Source organism: Peribacillus sp. NPDC097284, assembly GCF_044761765.1.
GTDB lineage: Bacteria > Bacillota > Bacilli > Bacillales > DSM-1321 > Peribacillus.
This window is the reverse complement of the sequence record NZ_JBIWCZ010000004.1, coordinates 102,925-123,101: the sequence shown is the minus strand read 5'-3', so window position 1 is coordinate 123,101 and position 20,177 is coordinate 102,925. Positions and strand designations below refer to the sequence as shown.

Sequence of the window (20,177 nt, the reverse complement as noted above, 5' to 3'; positions counted from 1 at the left end):
CGAGCCTCCTTGGCTTACGCCTGCGGTGTCTCCCGTAGACGCGCGTTTCCCGCAGGAGTCTCGTGCCTTCCGTTCCACTCAACTATTTGTTACCTCATAGATATAATCCTTATCCCTGACCTGAATCTTAAACGCACGCTCCTTATCCAGAAACAAAAACTAAATATGTATATCATTGACAGTTATATCGGCCGCTGATACAATAAGTGTATCAACAGTCGATATAACGTTAGACGATAGGTGGGGGAATGATGGAAGATAAGGCTCCTTTGACAGAGGGTGTTTATTACATCCTTTTATCTTTATATGAACCAAGGCATGGGTATGGGATTATGCAATTTGTTTCCGAACTTAGCGATGGTCGTGTTGAGCTTGGTCCTGGAACGATTTATGGTGCGATTAAGACATTGGTTAAGCGAAAGTGGATTGTTGCTTTAGATGAGGATGGACGAAAAAAGGAATATGTTATTACGGATGCTGGGAAGATGATGGTGGAAAATGAAATGAAACGACTCCATGAGTTGTATCATAACGGTTTACTCATTACGAAAGGGGAGAACCAGCTGTGAAGAAAGTAAGGTATCGCTTTTACTTGGATTACGAAAAAGAAGAAAAGTGGATCAATGAGATGGCAGTGCACGGTTGGCACCTAAAGAAGTTTTCGTTGGGGCGGTTCACCTTTACGAAGGGGGAGCCTGGTGTTTTCCTTTACCGTAATGAATTTATCATGGGAAAGTCTAAAAGTGAGATGAAGGATTATTTTGACTTGCTTGAAGACAGTGGGATTACCATTATTCATGAATTTGGTGGTTGGGTGTACATGAAAAAGGTAGCATCTGAAGGTCCGTTTGAACTATATACAGATACACAATCAAGGATCGATTATTATAAGCGCATGTTGAATATTTTTCTTTTACTCTTTTTTATAAATGTCTGGTCGGGTATTGTGAACGTAGGTATTTTAGGGGATCAATCGCTGCCGGAGTTCTTTAACTCAGCTGTTGGTATTCTTAACATTGCCGTAGCATTGCTTATCGCCATTCCCATTATAAAAATCATTCAGCGAAAAAGAGCATTGAAGAAAAGCCAGCAGTTTTTTGAATGAGCTAACACATCCATTGAATTCTAGGAGAAAGTAAAAAAGGTCTGAGTCCGATAAAATATCGAACTCAGACCTAACCATTTAATCAAGGGATTGCTTCACAAGTTCTTGGTTTAGTCGTTTTGTTTAGGTGCTGGTTTGAAAATAGACAGCAGGTAAATCACTAAACCGACAATACCGATTCCTGCAATCGTGATGAACGAACCACCAGTGTAGAAGCCACTACCGAAGTAGAAGATTTCACGTAATCCTTCAGACGCAAAGCGGATTGGAACCCAAGGGCGAATGAAGTTCACGAAGAAATCGGGTAGCATTTCTAGTGGTGTCATTAATACACCCATACCTAGAAGCATGACAACCATGAATAACGTGATGGCTGGTTTACCGATCCAAGCCGTAATGGCTGATACTAATAGGAAGAAACAGAATGCTGCAAACGATACGAAGAATGCAACTAGTAAGTAACTTGGCATGTTAATACCGGCGATGGACGCTAATGTCGAAACTGTAAAGCCAGAGAATAGGGCGATGATCACGCCGAATAATACTTGACCACCCATTAAGCGTAATGTTTGTTTGCGTGTTAAGTTTTCTTTCTTAGTGATGTTTGATATGGCTAAGAATAGGATGAAACCGCCGATTAAGGCACCTACCCAAGCAGGTACGGCCATTAATGTTGGTGCACTACCATTTGCCGTTGAGGCTGTGATTTCATTAAACACTTTTTCTTCGGAAACGATTGGGTTCACTAATACAGCTGCTTGGGCTGCATCAATTTGTTGACCATCCATTTGCTTGATGAAATTTGTAGAATATTGATTATTTAATTGGGTAACTAAGCCGTTTAATGCAGTTTTCGCAAAGTTAGCACCCGTCATGTTATATCCTTGATTAATATAAATTTTCAACTGTGCTGATTTGTTATACTTCACGGCATTTTGTAAGCTATCGTTATAGCCTTCAGGAATGACCAATGCGGCATAGTACTGTTTATCATCGAATAGATCTTCAATATTTTCTTCTTTTTCCTTTGTAAAAGCTAACATCGGTTCTTCGCCATCCGTGCCTTTACTCATTTGTTCAACGGCTGATTGGACAGCGTCTACATGTGCTCCTTCATCATTGACAATCAGGGCAACCGGTAAATTTCTTACTTTCGGGTTACCTTGGGCGAATAAGTTTACCGAAAATAGAGCGATAATTAATATAACCGCGATGGGAGCAGCCCATGCTAGTTTATTTTTAAATAGTCTCAATGTATATCATCCTTTCTCAATTTTCAACATGTTGTTCAGTGGTATGTATATATCTTATAGTTTTTAGGACCATATAAGCAATGAACAAAAGTGAACAGATTGTTCAATTTTAGGACGGAGGTGATGATGATGAGCATGTATGCAGAGAAAAATCGAAAAACTAAACAGCTCATTCAAACGTCGTTTATACATATCTTAGAAGAAAAGTCCTTTGATTCAATTACGGTAGGGGACATTACGAAAACGGCACAAATTAACCGTGGAACATTTTATTTGCACTATCAAGATAAGTTCGATTTGCTAGATCGAATCGAACAGCAGTTGTTTGAGGACTTAGGCAATCATATTGATGAATTGCAATCGCGCTATTCATCGACTCATACGTTTGAAAAAGGACAGGAGCAATTAGCGGCTGCCTTATTTAGCTCCATTAAAATGCATGCGCCCTTATTAAAGATATTTTTAAGCAATCATGGGAGAACAGGTTTCCACCTTCGATTTCGAGATGCCTTTTCCGAAAAAGTGCGTGTTAATTTAGAGAAAAATGAAAGCTTCCATGCATCAAATTTAAAAGTGCCCATGGACTACTTTCTATCCTTCATTACGTCTGCTTTTTTAGGATTGATCGAGCAATGGGTACAAAATGATTTAGATAAACCCCCTCAAGAAATGACCGAATTATATATTGATATCATTTCCTATATTCAAAAGAAATAACCAGATACGAAAGGACAGTTAATTAATAGTAGAAAAAATAAAAAAACGACATGAGCTCTGAAATTTCATAGAGCTCAAGCCGTTTAGTCATTACCTGAATCCCGCTGTGGATTAATTATGGGAGGGTCCAGTAATAAGAGAAGTAATAGCAAGTACGATATGAATAGGACGCGTTATTCAGGGATATGAACGGTTAGGCTTCCTATCACCCCATGTTATCCAACTCGATGTCCAACTAACTTTGATGTAGGGAGCATCCCTGCTTTTGCTTCACCAATCATTTTGTTTCCATCTACGTAAACGCTGAAATTCAAATTAAGGCGCATGGGCTTAGACACTTTCATGGACCACTTTAATTGATTCGATTCTAGTACGGGATCGTCCATTGTGACAATACCATCTCCTTGCTTTGCTGTACCTACTAGTTTCCCATTTTGATAGGTTACATGTAATAAAATCGGGATTTTTCCAATAGGAGTGGAGATTGTGGTATCCCAATTGCCTTGGAAGTCATCTCTTGAATCAGTTGGGATAACGGACTCATCACTTGTCACTCCAATATCATTTTCCTGTCGGATTTCTTTCGGTACATTTCCTTCATTTCTCCAAACCGTACCTCTACGTTCGTACTCAAACAGCTGTTCCACCGCGTGGGCTATAAGTGGGCCTAATTCTCGCTCAACCAGGTAAAGGGCAACATCTAGTCCAGAAGTAACGCCACCGCCAGTAACAATATCCCCATCATCTACAATTCGAGCATGAACAGGAATTGCATTCGTAGTACTTAAAAGCCCCATTCCCATGTGATGGGTAACGGCATGCCGACCTTCTAATAAGCCGCTCATGGCCAATATAAGGGAACCACCGCAAACTGTGGATAGCAATATATCTGGATTTCCGATGGCTTGTTTTAATAATTGTCTCAAGTTAGTTTCAGATGCTTGCTGGAGCCTAACTGGTATCGATTCGGCTCCAGTATCATGAACAGAACCAGAGCTACCCGGAATAAGAATGATTCCTTTACGTGTTACGTCAAGTTTCCCACTTGCTTCAATTTGTAAACCATTCACTCCACTTGTCACCATTCGTTCCCCTTCTGCAGAAACGAGTGTTACGGTTAAGTCATCTTTAAAGTACATCCCAGCAGCAGTAAACACTTCATAAGGTGCAATAGCGTCTAATAAATCAAATCCATCAAACAATACAATTTGGATATGCATAATTTTTCCTCCATAACTGAATTTCCTATGTTCCTATTTAGTAAGAAGTTCTTTAAATCTTTGGTATTCGGCCTCTGTCATTTCCCCTTTGCTTACCAGCTTTTTTAGATGGGTAAGTTGATTGGAATCCTTATAACGAGATCGTATGGCGAATATGCGAACGGCTACAAAACAAAATAGTGTAAGACAGAACAATGCACCAAATGGAAAAAATGAATAACTTTGATCTTCAACACCCATTATTAAATCCCCCTCGAAGTTATTAGAATTGTGGAACGAAACATTACAATAGTTGAAGTTTGTTTCACAGTTAAAGAATAACCGTTAAATATCTCAAAAAATGGTATGAAACAATCACAAAATAATCACAATCCATCCTAAAACGTTTCCTTTTTCAAAAAAGTGATAAAATTGAATCAAATTGTAAGGATGGTATATAGGGGAGCCAATTAGAGAGGGGAATTAGATTTGTGAAGGATGTACATACCGTTTTAGTTGTGGACGATGACCATAGCATTGTTGAATTATTGAGGGATTTCTTAATAAATGAGGGATTTCAGGTGAAACTTGCTTATGATACTACTCAGGCGCTTGATGTGGTAAAGCAATGTAGAATTGATTGCCTTGTCCTTGATATCATGATGCCGGGACAAAATGGTTTTGAGTTATGTCGGCAGATTCGTATGAAAAGCAACGTCCCGATTCTTTTTTTGAGTGCGCTTAGTGATGATGTAGACAAGATACGAGGCCTTGCACTTGGAGGAGATGATTATATAGTCAAAACCGCTTCGCCTGGTGAGATTGTTGCAAGAGTGAAGGCGGTATTACGTCGCTCCAGTTCTCAGCAAGAGTTAAAGGGGAAGGTCTTGGATTATGGACGCCTCTCGTTGGATTTATCCACAAGAGAGGTATCTATAGAAGGGCAGCCCATCTCGCTTACACCGAAAGAGTATGATTTACTGCAATTATTCGCGGAACATCCGAAATATGTTTTTACATACGAGCAATTACTAGAAAAGTTTTGGGAAGGGATTGGGGACAAACATACTATTCGTGTCCATCTAAGTCGACTTCGGGAGAAAATTGAAGCGGACCCTAACGAACCGAAATTTATAGTCAATGTATGGGGTATAGGCTATCGTTTCAAAGGAGAATAAAATGAAAACCATTCGAATTCGTCATTTCACCATCCTCTGCCTACTCATTATCCTTACTTTCCCGTGGGTGTTTTATGTAGGTGGGCATATTCTTGAAACAAAGTCATTCAATCTTGGAATGGATGAACCACAACAGGAGAATATGGAAGCGATAACTCACTTGATTGAAACAAATACTGATAAATGGAAAAGTCCTGCTTGGCAAGACCAATTAAGCGGGCTTTTAGAGAAAGCAGACATGGGCGTGTCGATACTATCCGGATCTAATCAGGCGATTTTTCAATCGGACTCTGACCGAGGGCCGTCCTCTGCGAGCGTGGAACAGTTTTCAATCATACAGGATGGGCAGGTGCTTGGAAGGGTTGTCATCTATCAAGATCATTCAAAAATGACTCAAATAATTGCAGTCATTTCTGGCCTAATCGTGGCGATTTTGGTCATTACCTATGCAATGCGAAGATATATTCTCATTCCTTTGGAGAAAACGGGTCTATGTGCTCGACAGATTGGAGAGGGAGACCTGGATATCCAGTTACCTTCATCAAGGATTTCAGAAATTGATGAGGTACATGACGGGTTTACTATTATGGTAGATAGTCTAAAAAAAGCTTTTCAGAAACAGGATGAATTGGAAGCTGAAAGGAGATTTGTCATTACTGCTGTTGCACATGATTTACGAACGCCTTTGTTTGCTTTGCGTGGTTACCTAGATGGTTTAGAGCAAGGCATTGCTGATACACCTGAAAAGAAAGCAAAGTATTTGGCGGTATGTAAGGAGAAGTCGGCGCAGTTGGATCGATTGGTAGAGGATCTTTTCACGTTTGCTAAGACGGAATACCAAGAAGTGAATCTGCCTGAAAACAGGATTGATCTGTGTCTTGTTCTCAAGAACTCCATAGAAAGTCTGCGCCTGCAGGCTCAGCAAAAGGGGATTTCTATCATGACAGATCATTTAAAAATGGGTTGCTACATCAAGGGTGATTCGCACTTATTGGAACGAGCCCTGAATAACTTGCTAGATAATGCGGTAAGGCATACACCTAGGAATGGAGAAATATTCATTACTTGCAATAGAGAGGATAACCAAGTGATCTTTACGGTACAAGATACAGGGGAGGGGTTCTCTATGGAAGACCTTCCGCGAGTATTTGAACCACTATATCGTGGGGAAGCATCGAGAAATCGCTCAACCGGAGGAGCAGGATTAGGTTTAACGATTTCTCAGCGAATCATTAGACAGCATGGTGGTGAGTTGGTAGTAGGAAATAACCCAGAAGGTGGTGCAATCTTAAATGGTTGGTTACCTTTGGGAAACTCTTAGTGTAGCATGCTTTACGCAAACAGCTGGAAGGTATATCGAAACAAATCATCCATGAAAAAGCAGAAGGTGCCTAAGCGCCTTCTGCTTTTTCCTTCATGTTCATTAACCTTTTAAGAAATCAGCTTTAGCGAAAGCAGGGTTCGGGTATTTGTAGAAGCCTTCTCCTGCTGCTCTGCCTGTTTTCCCTTTGTCGATGTATTCCGTTTTCAAGAGGTTAGCCAATTTTACGAAATGTGGATCACCTGCTTGAGCCTTGGCATTGGCAATGTTATAGGCGGTGGTGATTCCCACTACGTCCAAGATGGCGAAAGGTCCGAGTGGAGCGCCTGTTGCAATCATCCATGTCTTGTCGATGGTTGCAGGGTCGGCGACTTCATTCAATAGGAGTCCTTGGCCTGCTTCCAAGAACGGAACCAATAAAGAGTTCAGGATATAGCCGGGTTGCTCTTTATGTAATGGCAGGGCAACCATTCCGATCGCTTTTGCGAAATCAATCACTTCATCAAAAAACTGGTCATTTGTCCCAGGGTGCTTCATGACTTCAGCGGTATTGTTTTTCCAGATTTCATTCGCAAAGTGTAAGGCGAGGAATTTCTCGGGACGGCCTGTCGCTTCTGCAAATTGACTTGGCAATAATGTCGAAGAGTTCGTTGCAAAAACGGTTTTTTCAGGCGCAACTTTTCCTAATTCCGTATAAAAATCAGTTTTAATCTGAACGACTTCTGGAATCGCTTCAATCACAAGATCCGCATCCGCTACAGCTTTTGCAAGATCGGAATGGAAAGTAAGACGGTCATAAGCCGCATTCAACTCTTCGTCCGTTGCCCCTAAATCTTCTTTATAATACGGCTTCAAGTTCGTGATTCTTTCTTTGGCACGTTCTAAAGCTTCGTCGTTAATGTCATATATCGTTACATTGAATTTTCCTACGTAAGCGGTTTGGAAGGCTATCTGACTTCCTAAAACGCCGCTTCCGGCAACTGTGATGTTTTTGTAATTCATCATCGTAAAAACCCCTTTTTCGTTAGTTATCCTCGTTTGTTTAAGCTTTCATGAATGAAATGCAGGGATAGACTTGATGTTTTTAAGTATTCCCGTAAACGACCTTAATAAACGCAAAGACAAATTTGGATGCATGTCTAAAGTTCTATTTAATTTTAACAAAAAAGGGGAATAAAGTCCTTTTGAAAACCTTGTTATCCCTTTTTTAGACCCTGACTTATTTGTCTTTTGCCCTTGGGAAAAGCGTTATTTTGTTTAGGTCTATAGCAACGGGGAAGAAGAAATAATAGAGAATATCGATAGGAGGAATAGTAGATGACTAAAACGATTTTCATCACGGGAGCAGGCAGTGGGCTTGGAAGAGGAACAGCATTAGGATTAGCGAAGAGAGGGCACCACGTGATTGCGACGACCGAAATCACGTCCCAGAAAACGGATCTAATGCGAGAAGCACAGGAGCAAGGCCTGAATATGGACGTGCTCAAATTGGATATCACGAATGAACGGGACAGGGCTCTGATTGATGTGTATGATTTTGACGTGTTTGTGGCCAATGCTGCTATCAACGAAGGCGGTGCACTAGGGGAAGTGCCGATGGATCGGTTCCGGGCGATTTTCGAAGTGAATGTATTTGCGACACTTGAATCCGTCCAACATGCAGCAAGGAAGCTGGTCAAAAAAGGAAGCGGGAAAATCGTGTTCTTGAGTTCGATGGCCGGAATTATCACGACACCATTCGGAGGTCCATATGCGACAACCAAACATGCCATCGAGGGTATGGCGTTAACCTTGAAGGATGAGCTTGAGCCATTTGGGGTGCAGGTGGCGACCATAAATCCGGGTGCCTATAATACGGGCTTCAACGACAGGGCTGCAGAGGAGAAATGGAAGTGGTTCGATGAGGAACGCAACTTTACACGGAAGGAAGATATGGAGAAACAGGATGCGGGATTAAAGAACCAACTTGATCCGGAAGACATGATCGAGAAGATGATTGAAATCATCCCGGCCGACCACCATAAATTCCGTACAGCCTATCCGGAAAAAACGGAAAAACAGATGAAGCAAACCGAGCAGGATCGTTGGGACATGGAGATTTGATGAAACGACTAAAAAGCACTCATTTTGAGCCATTCAAAATGAGTGCTTTTTTTATGTGGTCTTTAGGCACGCCTGTACCGCCACATAGAAGAGACCTACTACCTACAAAAAAACCAAAGGTATTCAAATGTGGGTTTCATGCCCTATTACTTATTGCTTTTTTCAAAATACTCTGTTTAGAGTAAGCTGAACATACGTGCAAATGTAGAAGGCAGAGAATCTTTAGATGTTTTGAAGGAGGAATATGACTTAATGAACAAAGAAGTGATTCCTATTAAAGAAATTACGAATTTTCAATCACGTGCTGATGAGTTTTTCCCGATTGAATGGTACAAAGAAATGCTTCACGATCATCCTGTCTATTTCCATGAGGGAACGAATACGTGGAATGTGTTTAAATATGAACATGTTAAACAGGTGTTAAGTAACTATAAGGTTTTTTCAAGTGAAGGACCTAGAAGTGCTATTTTCGTTGGAGCGGGTAAGAAGGCAGAAAAACCTTCTTCCATAACGAATCTTACATTGGTGGATCCACCTGCACATCGGAAGAGCCGCTCCTTGTTAGCAGCCGCTTTCACCCCGCGCAGTTTGAAAGAATGGGAACCTCGTATTCACCAAATTATTAGCGACCTTGTAGATGACATTCCAGCTGACTCAACGGTCGATATTATAAAAGCATTCTCTGGCCCTTTACCTGCTATGGTTATCGCGGATTTATTCGGGGTGCCGATTCAAGATCAACACCAGTTCAAAGAATGGGTGGATATCCTGTTCCAACCTTATGACGAAGCAAGGTTGGAAGATATCATGCGTAAAAAGGAACAGGCGGCAAAGGAATATTTCCAATACCTATATCCGATTGTCGTTCAGAAACGTTCGAATCTGTCAGATGATATTATCTGTGACTTAATCCGGGCAGAAGTGGATGGGGAAAGGTTTACGGATGAAGAGATCGTGCAGGCGACGATGCTCCTATTAGGCGCGGGTGTAGAAACGACTAGCCATGCGATCGCGAATTCTTTCTATTCATTACTTTATGATGATCCGTCAATCTATGGAGAACTCCGGAATGAGCCTGAATTGATTCCGAATGCAGTCGAGGAAATGCTACGGTATCGGTTCCACAGCTCCAGACGAGATCGCACGGTTAAAGAAGATAATGATTTATTAGGGGTTCCGTTAAAAAAAGGGGATACCGTCATCGCTTGGATGAGCGGCTGCAATCTGGATGGAGATATGTTTGAAGATCCTTTCAAAATAGACATCCGCCGTCCAAATAATAAGAAGCATTTGACCTTCGGAAGCGGGCCACATTTCTGCTTAGGTGCACCGCTTGCACGATTGGAAATGAAATTGGCTTTGGAGCTTTTCGTCAAGAAATTCTCTCGTATCGAACCTGTCGAAGGGTTTGATTTAGAACAAAACTTAACCGAATCCGCTACTGGACAGTCCTTAACATATTTACCGGTCAAGGTCTATAAGTAAGAGGGGAAATTGCAATACTTTAGGAACATCAGAAAACTCTGATGTCAGAGTTTAGACAAAAGGGGGTCGGAAATATTAAGTTCCGATCCCCTTTTGAAATTCCTTTCGAATCTTCGCCTAAACTTGCCGTGTCCAATTTTCCATCATCTTTACATTCAGGGCAGGCTCCATTTTAAGAACTAATAATTCTATTGTGAAACAATCATGACTTAGGAAATAGGGTATTATCTATGAGTTAAAACAAAGTTGATAGGAACGGAAGGTACGAGACTCCTGCGGGAAAAGCGTGTCTACGGGAGACCCCGCAGGCGAAAGCCGAGGAGGCTCGCGGACCGCCCGCGGAAAGCGAGTGCCTGGAGTGGAAATCAACGTCCACATTGTACAAGCCATACAAACACGATTTTTATAGAGTTTGTCTACAGTCTGGCATCAGAATACTTCTGATGTTCTTTTTGCCATTATTTTCAGCTGGAGAATCAACAATCAGAAAACTTTCTTAATGCTGTGGTGTGCTCGAAATAGTCATGAATGAAACTGGGGGAAAATCGTAATCGCTAGGTTTATTATTTTGGATCGATTTTTTCTTCTTTGTTCTTTTTTGAAAAAGTTATATCTCCCCATAACCATAAAAAACCTGTAATGAATAATGGTAATCCGATAGATTGGAGAAGTACATGTTCCCAATCAATCGCCTTTTTATCAATGTATACGGCATTCAATGAATATAATATTGTTGAAAGAATCATTAATGTAATAGTGATTTTCATCCATTTTTTAAATGTTAGTTGTACCATTGGAAAGTGACCAAATCCTTATATTACCATTTTGACCTATCCTTTAAATGATTTGCATAGCAAGAGAAATATAAGAATATAAAACAAAATTTACGAAAACCTAATCAAGAAAATACTTATAAATGGTTTCTGCAAAAGGCCAAGCAGGCTTTTAGGAATATCCAATCCAAAATAGTATAATAGAACGTATATGAAAGTTGATTTAGAAAGGGGCTAACTATTATGGCACAATCATTAAAAAATAAAGTAGCAATTGTTACCGGTGGGGCAAGAGGAATCGGGAAAGCAACGGCTATCGCACTAGCTAAAGAAGGAGTAAACGTCGGTTTACTTGCAAGAACAGAGGCAACTCTAAAAGAGGCGGCTACCGAAATTGAAGGGTTAGGCGTTAAAGTGGCCTATGCAGCAGCTGATGTTTCATCAAAGGAACAAGTGGAAGCAGCGATTGAATCTTTAACAAAAGAGTTAGGGAATGCAGATATTCTAATTAATAGCGCGGGTATCGGAACATTCGGTACGGTTATGGAAATGGATCCAGAAGAATGGAAACAAATCATTGATACAAACTTAATGGGAACCTATTATGTCACACATGCTGTACTGCCTCAATTAATCGAGAAAAATGGTGGGGACATCATCAATGTTTCTTCCACAAATGGATTGAGTGGAGCAGCTACATCAAGTGCATACAGTGCATCCAAGTTTGCCGTGATTGGTTTTACAGAATCCCTGGCACAAGAAGTTCGCCGCAACAATATTCGCGTGTCTGCTTTGACACCAAGTACGGTGGCAACAGATCTTGCGCTTGACCTAAGCTTAATTAAGGAAAATAACGATACAAAATTCATCCAACCTGAAGATATTGCAGAATTCATCGTGGACCAATTAAAGATCAATCCACGTATGTATGTCAAAACAGCAAGCTTCATCGCAACGAACCCATTTTAATGCCGTTTATTTTCAATAAATAAAGAACTAAAAGAGTTAGTTATCCAAAAGGATAATTGACTCTTTTTTTGTTATGAAGGCATCTAAGTTAATGAGAATAATTTCTGGTTTTCTGGAGAAATTTATCAATTATAGGTTTTCTTTTTTCAAAACGAAGGTATAGAAGAAGTATTGTCTAATTAGTTAGTAAACGACTTTTAAGAAATTAAGGGACGGCCTCTAATAGATAGATGAGCGGTTATCTAGTAATCCTCACTACTGAGAATATACGATATTTATTGAGAAAGAAAATGTAATTCATTTTACGTGCATTCTTTACGTGCATACCCTATAATGGTTTTGTATTGATTATAATAATTATCATTTAATATTTAATATAAATGATAATTCCCCTTATAAACTGGAATACTAGTGAAGTAAGGGCCACTATTTTTAAGGAGGTTTTCATTTTGGCAGAGAACAAAGATATGAATGCTCCAAAAGGACAGGATCAAGAAAAAGATGTGAAACGCGATACGTTGACCACGCGTCAAGGTCACCCTGTGACGGATAACCAGAATATCCGAACAGTAGGTAATCGCGGTCCCGCTACACTTGAGAATTATCATTTCATCGAAAAGATTTCCCACTTTGACCGGGAGGAAGTGCCGGAGCGTGTGGTTCACGCACGTGGTGCTGGAGCATTTGGCTATTTTGAAGCATATGGAAAAGTCGGAGATGAACCTCCAGAAAAATATACACGGGCGAAAGTATTTTCGGGTGCTGGGAAGCGAACACCACTCATGGTCCGTTTCTCTACCGTGGCAGGATCGAAGGATTCGCCAGAAACAGCACGGGATCCACGCGGTTTTGCCGTGAAAATGTATACGGAAGATGGTAACTGGGATCTTGTCGGTAACAACCTGAAAATTTTCTTTATCCGTGATGCGATGAAGTTCCCTGATATGATTCATGCATTCAAGGTGGATCCAGCATCGAACGTGGCGAATCCTGAGCAGATGTTCGACTTTGTTTCCCGTTCACCTGAAGCTACGCATATGATTACATTCCTATTTTCTCCATGGGGCATTCCAGCTACATACCGCCATATGCAGGGTTCTGGAGTGAATACTTATAAATGGGTGAATGACAAAGGCGAAGCTGTGCTTGTAAAGTATCATTGGGAGCCTAAGCAAGGCATCCGCAACTTAACCCAAGAAGAAGCAGACGCTATTCAAGCGAAGACCGTCGCCCATGCGACACAGGATTTATATGAATCCATCGAGCGTGGCGAGTATCCGGAATGGGAACTCTATGTACAAATCATGGAGGATGACTACCATCCAGAACTTGATTTCGATCCGCTAGATGATACAAAACTTTGGCCGGAAGATAAATTCCCATGGTTACCAGTCGGTCGTATGGTTCTTGATCGCAATCCGGTGGACTACCATGCGGAAATCGAGCAGGCCGCCTTCGGTACAGGGGTCCTTGTCGACGGAATGGATTTCTCCGATGATAAAATGCTCCAAGGCCGTACGTTCTCCTACTCTGATACGCAACGCTATCGTGTAGGTCCGAACTATCTGAAATTGCCTGTGAATGCTCCGAAAGTGCCTGTCCGCACGAATCAGCATCGTGGTCAAATGGATATTCGTGACCCGAAAGAGAATGGTGAAAATCCATCGATTAACTATGAACCTTCGATGATCGGCGGGTACAAGGAAGCAAGCAAAGAAGAGCGTCCACAGCACCGTCCGAGCTATAATGCGGCGGTAATGAGCGAGCCGATTGACCGTCCTAATAACTATGGTCAAGCGGGCGATACATATCGCAGCTTTGAGGACTGGGAACGTGATGAATTAATCAACAACCTATCCAACGCACTTGCAATATGTGACAAACGTATTCAAGATGCCATGGTTGAGCACTTTACACAAGCCGATGAAGAATATGGCCGCCGTGTGAAGGAAGGCATCGAAATGAAAATGAAAGAAATCAAGGAAAAGCAGGAAGAAGGCAAGATTCCAGGCCGTGATTCAGGTAAGTCGAAATATGGCCAAGGTACATTAGCTGCGAATGAAGCGACTAAAGATGCCGTGAAGAAAAGCCACGAAGCCGATCCTTATTAAGAGGCAATAAAACAAAGCAGCTGTCCCAAAGTCGGTGAAAACTGACGGGCGGGCAGCTTTTTTTTAGTCTTTGGTTAAAGAGTTCTTGTTATTTCGGTGTCCCCTTTATTGGTACCAATAAATGTCGGAAATTGGATAAAATATGTTAAAATATAAGGGGATTATAATCTCCTGATCAATATGTAAAAGAAATAACGAATAGGGAAATGGGGAATGAAAATGGATGTGAGATTTCCAATTGGGGAATTACAAGTGCCTGAACAAGTAACACTGGATGACATTCAAGAATGGCTAAAGGATATCGAAACATACACCGTTCAATTAAGAGAAACTGTTGACTCATTAAGTGATGAGGAATTAAGGAAAACATATCGTGAGGGTAGCTGGAATATTCGTCAGCTTGTTCATCACATTGCAGATTCCCAGTTGAACATGTATCAACGTTTGAAGCTGGCTTTGACAGATGAGAATCCAACGGTACCAGGTTTTGACCAAGAAAAGTGGGCCATTCAACCGGACACTGAACTTCCCATAGAAAGTTCCATTAAAATGCTAGAGGGGATAAATGAGCGTATCGTTGCTTTAGGGCATAGTTTAACCGAAGAGCAAGTACGTCGGACTTTCACTCACCAGGAAAATGGTGAAATAACAGTGGCAAAAAAAATCGCAAAATTAGCTTGGCACGAAAAGCACCACTTAGCCCATATAAAAATTGCCTTATCGAAATAACAATTGGATAGAATGGGCTTATCGAATGTCGATAAGCCATTTTTTTAAACGGTTATCCTCGAAAGGTTGTAGCAAATCAGCTAAATGTCTTCAATTTCTTGATTGAAAAATTGTCCTCTAATAAAGCCCAGTTTTGGGGGTAAGGGAAACCTAGTGCCCAGTAGCTGATACCGCGGAGCTTATATTGCTTTGCGAGTTCAAACTTGGCTTGGGCGCTCCGTGCATCTTCAAACCATACTTCATGCGTTTTCCCTTTTTCGTCTGTATAGCGGAAAAAGGGTGATTGGGCGACCGGATCATATTGAATGGGTGCTCCATGCTTAACGGCCCTTCTTACGGCTTCTTGTGGGCTGAATGTCTCCGCTTCCTGGCCTTTAACATGTGGGAGGAGCCAATCCCGTGCATATATTTGGAACCCTAAGAAGATCTTTTCTGCAGGAATCACCGTCAAGGCATACTCCACGACTTTCCTCATTTGGTCGAGGGGAGAGATGGCTTGTGGGGGACCCATCCGATATCCCCATTCATACGTCATGAGCACGACGAAATCGACAATCCTTCCATGCGCTTCATAATCGTGTGCTTCATATAACACACCAGCTTGCTCTTCGCTCGTTTTGGGCGCAAGAGCAGTAGAAACCAAATAGCCTCTAGCATGAAGGCGGTCAACGGCCAGTTGCAGGAATCGGTTGTAATCCTCGCGATTCTCGGGCAATACATTTTCAAAATCGATGTTTAGTGCGGTATAGCCTTTGTCATCCATCACTTCAAGCACATTCCTGATGACCTTTTCCCTTAATGAAGAGTTGGACAAAATGACTTGGGCTAGGTTGGATCCCGCTTCCGTTGAAGTGAAGTTCGTAATCGACATCATGGGGACGATGCTTTTTGAAATCGCGGCGTCGACCATATCTTCATCATTCAGTCCTTCTAATGTGCCATCTTCCTTGATTTTATACGCAAAAGGGCTGAGGTAAGTAAGTAGTTGGCCGATATCTTGGATGGATTGGACGGCTGCATCACTTGATTGATAGGTATAAGCATTCACTTCTATCGCTCGTTTCGACCTTGGGATGATGAGGTTCATTCCTACATAAATCGTGTTTGGGTCTTCGATTTGATTGACACTCAAGATGGCCTGAACGGTCGTGCCATACCAAACGGAAATGTCCCATAACGTTTGTCCCGACTGAACGACGTGTGTAATGGGCGGGATATATAGAACACTGCCTTGGTAAAGTACGTTTGGGTCGGTAAGTTGATTGGCTTGCATGAGTGTTTGAATGGTCAGTCCATATTGCTGGGCAATCGACCATAAGGTTTCTCCGGCTTCAACGATGTGAGAGGTCCCGATGTGAGGAATAACCAATGACTGGCCAAGCGTTAATTGGCTTGGGTCGGATAATGCATTTAATTTAACAATTGAATCGATCGTTACTCCATAGCGGTTTGCAATTTTCCATAACGAATCGCCACTGCTTACTACATAGATAATCAACAGAACTCCCCCTTAAGTCATTTCATTCATGCATTCTATGTAATAGCCGTTTAAATGTGTATTTACCTATGGTGTTTTTCAAACGCGATTGCTTAAAAAGGGTCATCTTGATGTGGAAGCGGTATAATAAATGGGCATATGCAGACATTAAAAACGTGCATAAGGACCATGCAAATGACTATTTTTGTTTTAAATATGAGGAAAAACCAGTACAAACATGACTAAAGAAAAGGGGATTCTATGACAAAAAATAATGAATCAGGATGGAACTTCGAAAATAGCTATGCTGGACTTCCAAAAGCTCTTTTCACCCTTACCGACCCGACTCCAGTAAGTGCACCTGAATTGATCATTCTCAATGAAAAGCTGGCTGCTACTTTAGGACTGTCCGCGGAAGAATTAGAAAGCGATGAGGGTGTGGAAGTACTTGCTGGAAACGAGATTCCTGAAGGAGCCTTGCCTCTTTCCCAAGCATACGCGGGTCACCAATTTGGTCATTTCACGATGCTAGGTGACGGGCGAGCGGTGCTCTTGGGTGAGCAGATTACGCCAGAGGGGGAAAGGATGGACATCCAGCTTAAAGGTCCAGGAAGAACACCCTATTCACGCGGGGGGGATGGACGCGCGGCACTGGGTCCGATGTTACGTGAATATATCATCAGTGAAGCCATGCATGCGCTGGGAATTCCCACATCGCGTAGTTTGGCTGTAGTGAAGACAGGCGACCCGGTCTATCGGGAAACTGTGCTACCAGGTGCGGTTCTAACCCGTGTGGCTGCCAGCCATCTTCGTGTCGGGACTTTTCAATATGTTGCTAAGTGGAGGACAATCGAGGAACTGCAGGCCCTTGTCGACTATACCATCAAGCGTCATTTTCCAGAGGTGGAAGCCGCTGAAAACCGAGCTCAATCGATGCTAAGGGAGGTCATCAAACGACAGGCCAAGCTTATTTCAAAATGGCAGTTGGTTGGCTTCATACATGGGGTGATGAACACTGACAACATGACCATTAGCGGAGAAAGCATCGATTACGGCCCATGTGCCTTCATGGATACCTATGATCCGGAAACGGTATTCAGCTCCATTGACGTTCAAGGCCGTTATGCCTATGGAAATCAGCCGTACATTGCCGCTTGGAACCTAGCCCGATTGGCGGAAAGCCTACTGCCACTGTTGCATGATGATCAGGAACAGGCCATTCAACTGGCGCAGGATGAGATCTCGGAATTCAATAAGTTATATCATACACATTGGTTCAAGGGCATGAGGGCAAAGTTGGGCATCTTTGATGAAGAGGCAGAGGATGAAGCGCTGATCGAAGGACTCCTCGACATGATGAAGAAGCATCGGGCAGACTATACGAACACCTTCCGTGCCTTAACGTTTGAAACAAAAGGGGACGCAGCCCTTTTCGATTCTCCGGAGTTTGACGAGTGGAAAAGACTATGGCAGGAGCGAGTAGGGCGTCAACAGGAATCGAAAGACTCTTCGAAGAAACTGATGCAAGAAAGTAATCCTGCGGTGATTCCACGAAATCACCGGGTGGAAGAAGCATTGGATGCTGCGGTGAAAAAAGGCGATTACAGTGTGTTGGAACGACTTCTGGAAGTACTCTCACACCCATACGCGCATACGAGAGATCAGGAAGCATACGCAACAGTACCTGAATCATGCGGCCCGTACCAGACTTTTTGTGGTACTTAATGAAAAAAATAACTCGAAAAGATGATTCCTATTGGAGTCATCTTTTTTTCTATAGGTATTCGGGTTGAAGAAGAATCGACTTCTGTTAAAAACTTTTTAGATACATTATCCTATCATTTTAGAATAAAAATATCTTGAATTGTTACTTTTGGTATATGGGCGACGAATAAAACTTTAGAAAATTAATAGATTTATAAGGCAAAGTATTTATTAAAGTGATAGATTTAACTTTGGATATAATTTATCGAATAATCTAATCAAGGTAATTTCGTAGTGTGAAAGTCTTTTCGATGAAATAGAGCACTTTTATATTATAATTTTGTGTTAAGAAAGTTGTTTGATGATGATTAGTCGTGAATAATGAAAAATTGAAAGAAGGTTTTGTATTTGAAAAGAAATATTTGGGTAAAAGTTATTTTCATGCTGATGTTAGCGTTATCGGTATCATTAGGCAGTACAGCTCAAGCGGAAAACACAGATTCATTAGGTGCGGAGATTGTGGCTCCTCAAAGCATTACACTAAACAAATCAAGCGTATCGATAAAATTAAATAAAACGGCTCAGTTAACAGCGACTGTAAACCCTGCTGATGCTACTGATCAAAGCGTAAACTGGACTAGCACAAATCCGAATATCGCAGCAGTAGATACAAATGGAAAAATCAAAGCAGTTAATGTAGGTACTACAACCATTACTGCTACTGCAAACGGCAATCCATCTATAAAGGAAAGTATTACACTTACTGTAACAAAAGTGCCAACAAGTTTGAAGTTGAGCAAAGCATCTTTAAATATCACAAAGAAACAAACAGTAAAAGTAACGGCGACCGTTGCTCCATCGGATGCTACAAATAAAACAGTTGTATGGAAAAGCTCCAACACTAAGGTGGCAAAAGTAGATTCAAAAGGTAATATCAAAGGAATCGCGAACGGTTCTGCTACCATTACGGCGACCGCAAATGATAATAGTGACGTTGTGAAACAAGTAAAGGTGAAGGTCTCTACAAAAACTGTAAAAGTAAATAAAACAAGCTTAACTGTAACAGCAGGTAAAGCAGGACAGCTTACCGCAACTGTTTCCCCATCCGATAGTATGGATAAAACAGTGAAATGGACAACCTCGAATAAAAAAATCGCAACGGTTAGCAGCAAAGGTAAGGTTACGGGCAAAGCGAAAGGAACCGCAACCATTACAGCAAATGTTAAAGATGCTAAAGCGGTTAAGGTGAAAGTAACGGTTAAATCACCAATTGTGGCAAAGTCTGTAAAGGTAAATAAGACTTCAGCTACCATCGTTCAAGGAAAGACATTAACCTTATCTGCAACAGTGAGCCCAAGTAATGCGGTAAAAAAAACAGTGAAATGGTCGACTTCCAATAAAAAAGTTGCAACTGTCAGTAGTAAAGGGAAAGTCAAAGGCGTTGGTGTAGGGACAGTAAAAATTACCGCTACCACTACAAACGGCAAAAAGACTTCGGCAACGATCAAAGTGAAAGCGAAACCCTACGTGAAAAACTTAAGTGCCGGTACTTGGAAAGCAGGCAAGGATATTAAAGCAGGGCGATACAAGATCACGACAAATTCAGGTAGTGGAAACTTAGTTATTGGTATGGGCACAGATCGCTTTATAAATGAGGTCTTAACTAGTGAATATGATGATTTTGGAGTAAGAGTAGTTACAACGGATATAAAAGCTGGAGATAAAATTAAAATAAGTGGTTTGGACAGTGTAAAGTTTACACGTGTATCGAACGTTAAATCCAATACACTACATGCGGGATATTGGACAGTAGGTAAGGATATAAATGCCGGAAAATATAAAATGGTTACATCAGACGGAACAGGGAATTTAATCATTAAAAGAGGTAATAGCCTACTTGTAAACGAAATTCTCACAAGTGAATCTGATGGTTTTGGAGTTAAAAGTGTAACCAATACACTTAAATCTGGAGATCGTATTTATATTTCTGGTTTGAAAAAGGTTGTTTTTAAGAAAAAATAAATAAAATTGAACGAGATTTTCTAAGAAATAA

Annotated in this window: 17 protein-coding genes; 12 read left to right on the top strand and 5 right to left on the bottom strand. The window is 41.4% G+C overall.

Annotated features, from left to right (window positions below):
* Window positions 1-251: 251 nt before the first annotated feature.
* Complete coding sequence (locus ACIQXU_RS10500) at window positions 252-569, top strand: PadR family transcriptional regulator (protein WP_402989030.1); 318 nt, start codon at window positions 252-254, stop codon at window positions 567-569.
* Complete coding sequence (locus ACIQXU_RS10495; protein ID WP_402989027.1) at window positions 566-1,105, top strand: DUF2812 domain-containing protein; 540 nt, start codon at window positions 566-568, stop codon at window positions 1,103-1,105. The genes ACIQXU_RS10500 and ACIQXU_RS10495 overlap by 4 nt, the downstream gene beginning before the upstream one ends.
* 110 nt (window positions 1,106-1,215) lie before the next feature.
* Here the strand turns inward: ACIQXU_RS10495 and ACIQXU_RS10490 are convergent, their stop codons facing one another.
* Window positions 1,216-2,358, bottom strand: a complete 1,143-nt coding sequence (locus ACIQXU_RS10490; protein WP_402989024.1) for a YhgE/Pip domain-containing protein — start codon at window positions 2,356-2,358, stop codon at window positions 1,216-1,218.
* A gap of 129 nt (window positions 2,359-2,487) precedes the next feature.
* Between ACIQXU_RS10490 and ACIQXU_RS10485 the strand changes: the two genes are divergently transcribed.
* Window positions 2,488-3,075 carry a TetR/AcrR family transcriptional regulator gene (locus ACIQXU_RS10485; RefSeq protein WP_402989021.1) on the top strand — a complete coding sequence of 196 codons (588 nt, stop codon included), beginning with the start codon at window positions 2,488-2,490 and terminating at the stop codon, window positions 3,073-3,075.
* A gap of 215 nt (window positions 3,076-3,290) precedes the next feature.
* Here ACIQXU_RS10485 and ACIQXU_RS10480 read toward each other — a convergent pair whose 3' ends face one another.
* Together ACIQXU_RS10480 and ACIQXU_RS10475 are read right to left on the bottom strand one after the other, a co-directional pair.
* Complete coding sequence (locus ACIQXU_RS10480) at window positions 3,291-4,295, bottom strand: DJ-1/PfpI family protein (protein ID WP_402989018.1); 1,005 nt, start codon at window positions 4,293-4,295, stop codon at window positions 3,291-3,293.
* A gap of 33 nt (window positions 4,296-4,328) precedes the next feature.
* A complete protein-coding gene (locus ACIQXU_RS10475; RefSeq protein WP_402959006.1) occupies window positions 4,329-4,535 on the bottom strand; it encodes a hypothetical protein in 207 nt (68 codons plus the stop codon).
* A 230-nt stretch (window positions 4,536-4,765) separates the two neighbouring features.
* On the opposite strand from ACIQXU_RS10475, the gene ACIQXU_RS10470 reads away from it, so the two are divergent.
* Both ACIQXU_RS10470 and ACIQXU_RS10465 read left to right on the top strand, forming a co-directional pair.
* Window positions 4,766-5,452, top strand: coding sequence for a response regulator transcription factor (locus ACIQXU_RS10470; RefSeq protein WP_402871671.1), 687 nt, complete (start codon window positions 4,766-4,768; stop codon window positions 5,450-5,452).
* Window position 5,453: 1 nt separating this feature from the next.
* The gene (locus ACIQXU_RS10465; RefSeq protein WP_402989016.1) at window positions 5,454-6,773 is read left to right on the top strand and encodes a sensor histidine kinase; all 1,320 of its coding nucleotides are present in this window, start codon (window positions 5,454-5,456) and stop codon (window positions 6,771-6,773) included.
* 102 nt (window positions 6,774-6,875) lie between these two features.
* Here ACIQXU_RS10465 and ACIQXU_RS10460 read toward each other — a convergent pair whose 3' ends face one another.
* On the bottom strand, window positions 6,876-7,775 hold the full coding sequence (locus tag ACIQXU_RS10460) for a 3-hydroxyacyl-CoA dehydrogenase (RefSeq protein ID WP_402989392.1): 900 nt from the start codon (window positions 7,773-7,775) through the stop codon (window positions 6,876-6,878).
* Between the two features lie 315 nt (window positions 7,776-8,090).
* Here ACIQXU_RS10460 and ACIQXU_RS10455 point away from each other — a divergent pair, with 315 nt between their 5' ends.
* From ACIQXU_RS10455 to ACIQXU_RS10435, 5 genes are all read left to right on the top strand, one after another.
* Window positions 8,091-8,876, top strand: coding sequence for an SDR family oxidoreductase (locus tag ACIQXU_RS10455; protein WP_402989013.1), 786 nt, complete (start codon window positions 8,091-8,093; stop codon window positions 8,874-8,876).
* Window positions 8,877-9,128: 252 nt separating this feature from the next.
* A complete protein-coding gene (locus ACIQXU_RS10450; RefSeq protein WP_402989010.1) occupies window positions 9,129-10,361 on the top strand; it encodes a cytochrome P450 in 1,233 nt (410 codons plus the stop codon).
* Window positions 10,362-11,377: 1,016 nt separating this feature from the next.
* Entirely contained in the window at window positions 11,378-12,103 is a 726-nt protein-coding gene (locus tag ACIQXU_RS10445) for a 3-ketoacyl-ACP reductase (RefSeq protein ID WP_402871658.1), read from the top strand.
* Between the two features lie 449 nt (window positions 12,104-12,552).
* Entirely contained in the window at window positions 12,553-14,214 is a 1,662-nt protein-coding gene (locus ACIQXU_RS10440) for a catalase (RefSeq protein ID WP_402989007.1), read from the top strand.
* Between the two features lie 219 nt (window positions 14,215-14,433).
* Window positions 14,434-14,943: a YfiT family bacillithiol transferase gene (locus tag ACIQXU_RS10435; protein WP_402989004.1), complete on the top strand. Its 510-nt coding sequence runs from the start codon at window positions 14,434-14,436 to the stop codon at window positions 14,941-14,943.
* A 76-nt stretch (window positions 14,944-15,019) separates the two neighbouring features.
* Here ACIQXU_RS10435 and ACIQXU_RS10430 read toward each other — a convergent pair whose 3' ends face one another.
* The gene (locus ACIQXU_RS10430) at window positions 15,020-16,441 is read right to left on the bottom strand and encodes a LysM peptidoglycan-binding domain-containing protein (RefSeq protein ID WP_402989001.1); all 1,422 of its coding nucleotides are present in this window, start codon (window positions 16,439-16,441) and stop codon (window positions 15,020-15,022) included.
* 240 nt (window positions 16,442-16,681) lie between these two features.
* Between ACIQXU_RS10430 and ACIQXU_RS10425 the strand changes: the two genes are divergently transcribed.
* Window positions 16,682-18,145, top strand: a complete 1,464-nt coding sequence (locus ACIQXU_RS10425) for a protein adenylyltransferase SelO (protein ID WP_402988998.1) — start codon at window positions 16,682-16,684, stop codon at window positions 18,143-18,145.
* A gap of 387 nt (window positions 18,146-18,532) precedes the next feature.
* Window positions 18,533-20,146 carry an Ig-like domain-containing protein gene (locus ACIQXU_RS10420; RefSeq protein WP_402988995.1) on the top strand — a complete coding sequence of 538 codons (1,614 nt, stop codon included), beginning with the start codon at window positions 18,533-18,535 and terminating at the stop codon, window positions 20,144-20,146.
* Window positions 20,147-20,177 lie beyond the last annotated feature (31 nt).

What these genes read in the sequence shown, in the direction of transcription:
- ACIQXU_RS10465 (WP_402989016.1), top strand. Translation starts at nt 5,454, where the DNA reads ATGAAAACCATTCGAATTCGTCATTTCACCATCCTCTGCCTACTCATT.
- ACIQXU_RS10455 (WP_402989013.1), top strand. Translation starts at nt 8,091, where the DNA reads ATGACTAAAACGATTTTCATCACGGGAGCAGGCAGTGGGCTTGGAAGA.
- ACIQXU_RS10445 (WP_402871658.1), top strand. Translation starts at nt 11,378, where the DNA reads ATGGCACAATCATTAAAAAATAAAGTAGCAATTGTTACCGGTGGGGCA.
- ACIQXU_RS10480 (WP_402989018.1), bottom strand. Translation starts at nt 4,295, where the DNA reads ATGCATATCCAAATTGTATTGTTTGATGGATTTGATTTATTAGACGCT.
- ACIQXU_RS10485 (WP_402989021.1), top strand. Translation starts at nt 2,488, where the DNA reads ATGAGCATGTATGCAGAGAAAAATCGAAAAACTAAACAGCTCATTCAA.
- ACIQXU_RS10460 (WP_402989392.1), bottom strand. Translation starts at nt 7,775, where the DNA reads ATGAATTACAAAAACATCACAGTTGCCGGAAGCGGCGTTTTAGGAAGT.
- ACIQXU_RS10500 (WP_402989030.1), top strand. Translation starts at nt 252, where the DNA reads ATGGAAGATAAGGCTCCTTTGACAGAGGGTGTTTATTACATCCTTTTA.
- ACIQXU_RS10425 (WP_402988998.1), top strand. Translation starts at nt 16,682, where the DNA reads ATGACAAAAAATAATGAATCAGGATGGAACTTCGAAAATAGCTATGCT.
- ACIQXU_RS10450 (WP_402989010.1), top strand. Translation starts at nt 9,129, where the DNA reads ATGAACAAAGAAGTGATTCCTATTAAAGAAATTACGAATTTTCAATCA.
- ACIQXU_RS10435 (WP_402989004.1), top strand. Translation starts at nt 14,434, where the DNA reads ATGGATGTGAGATTTCCAATTGGGGAATTACAAGTGCCTGAACAAGTA.
- ACIQXU_RS10475 (WP_402959006.1), bottom strand. Translation starts at nt 4,535, where the DNA reads ATGGGTGTTGAAGATCAAAGTTATTCATTTTTTCCATTTGGTGCATTG.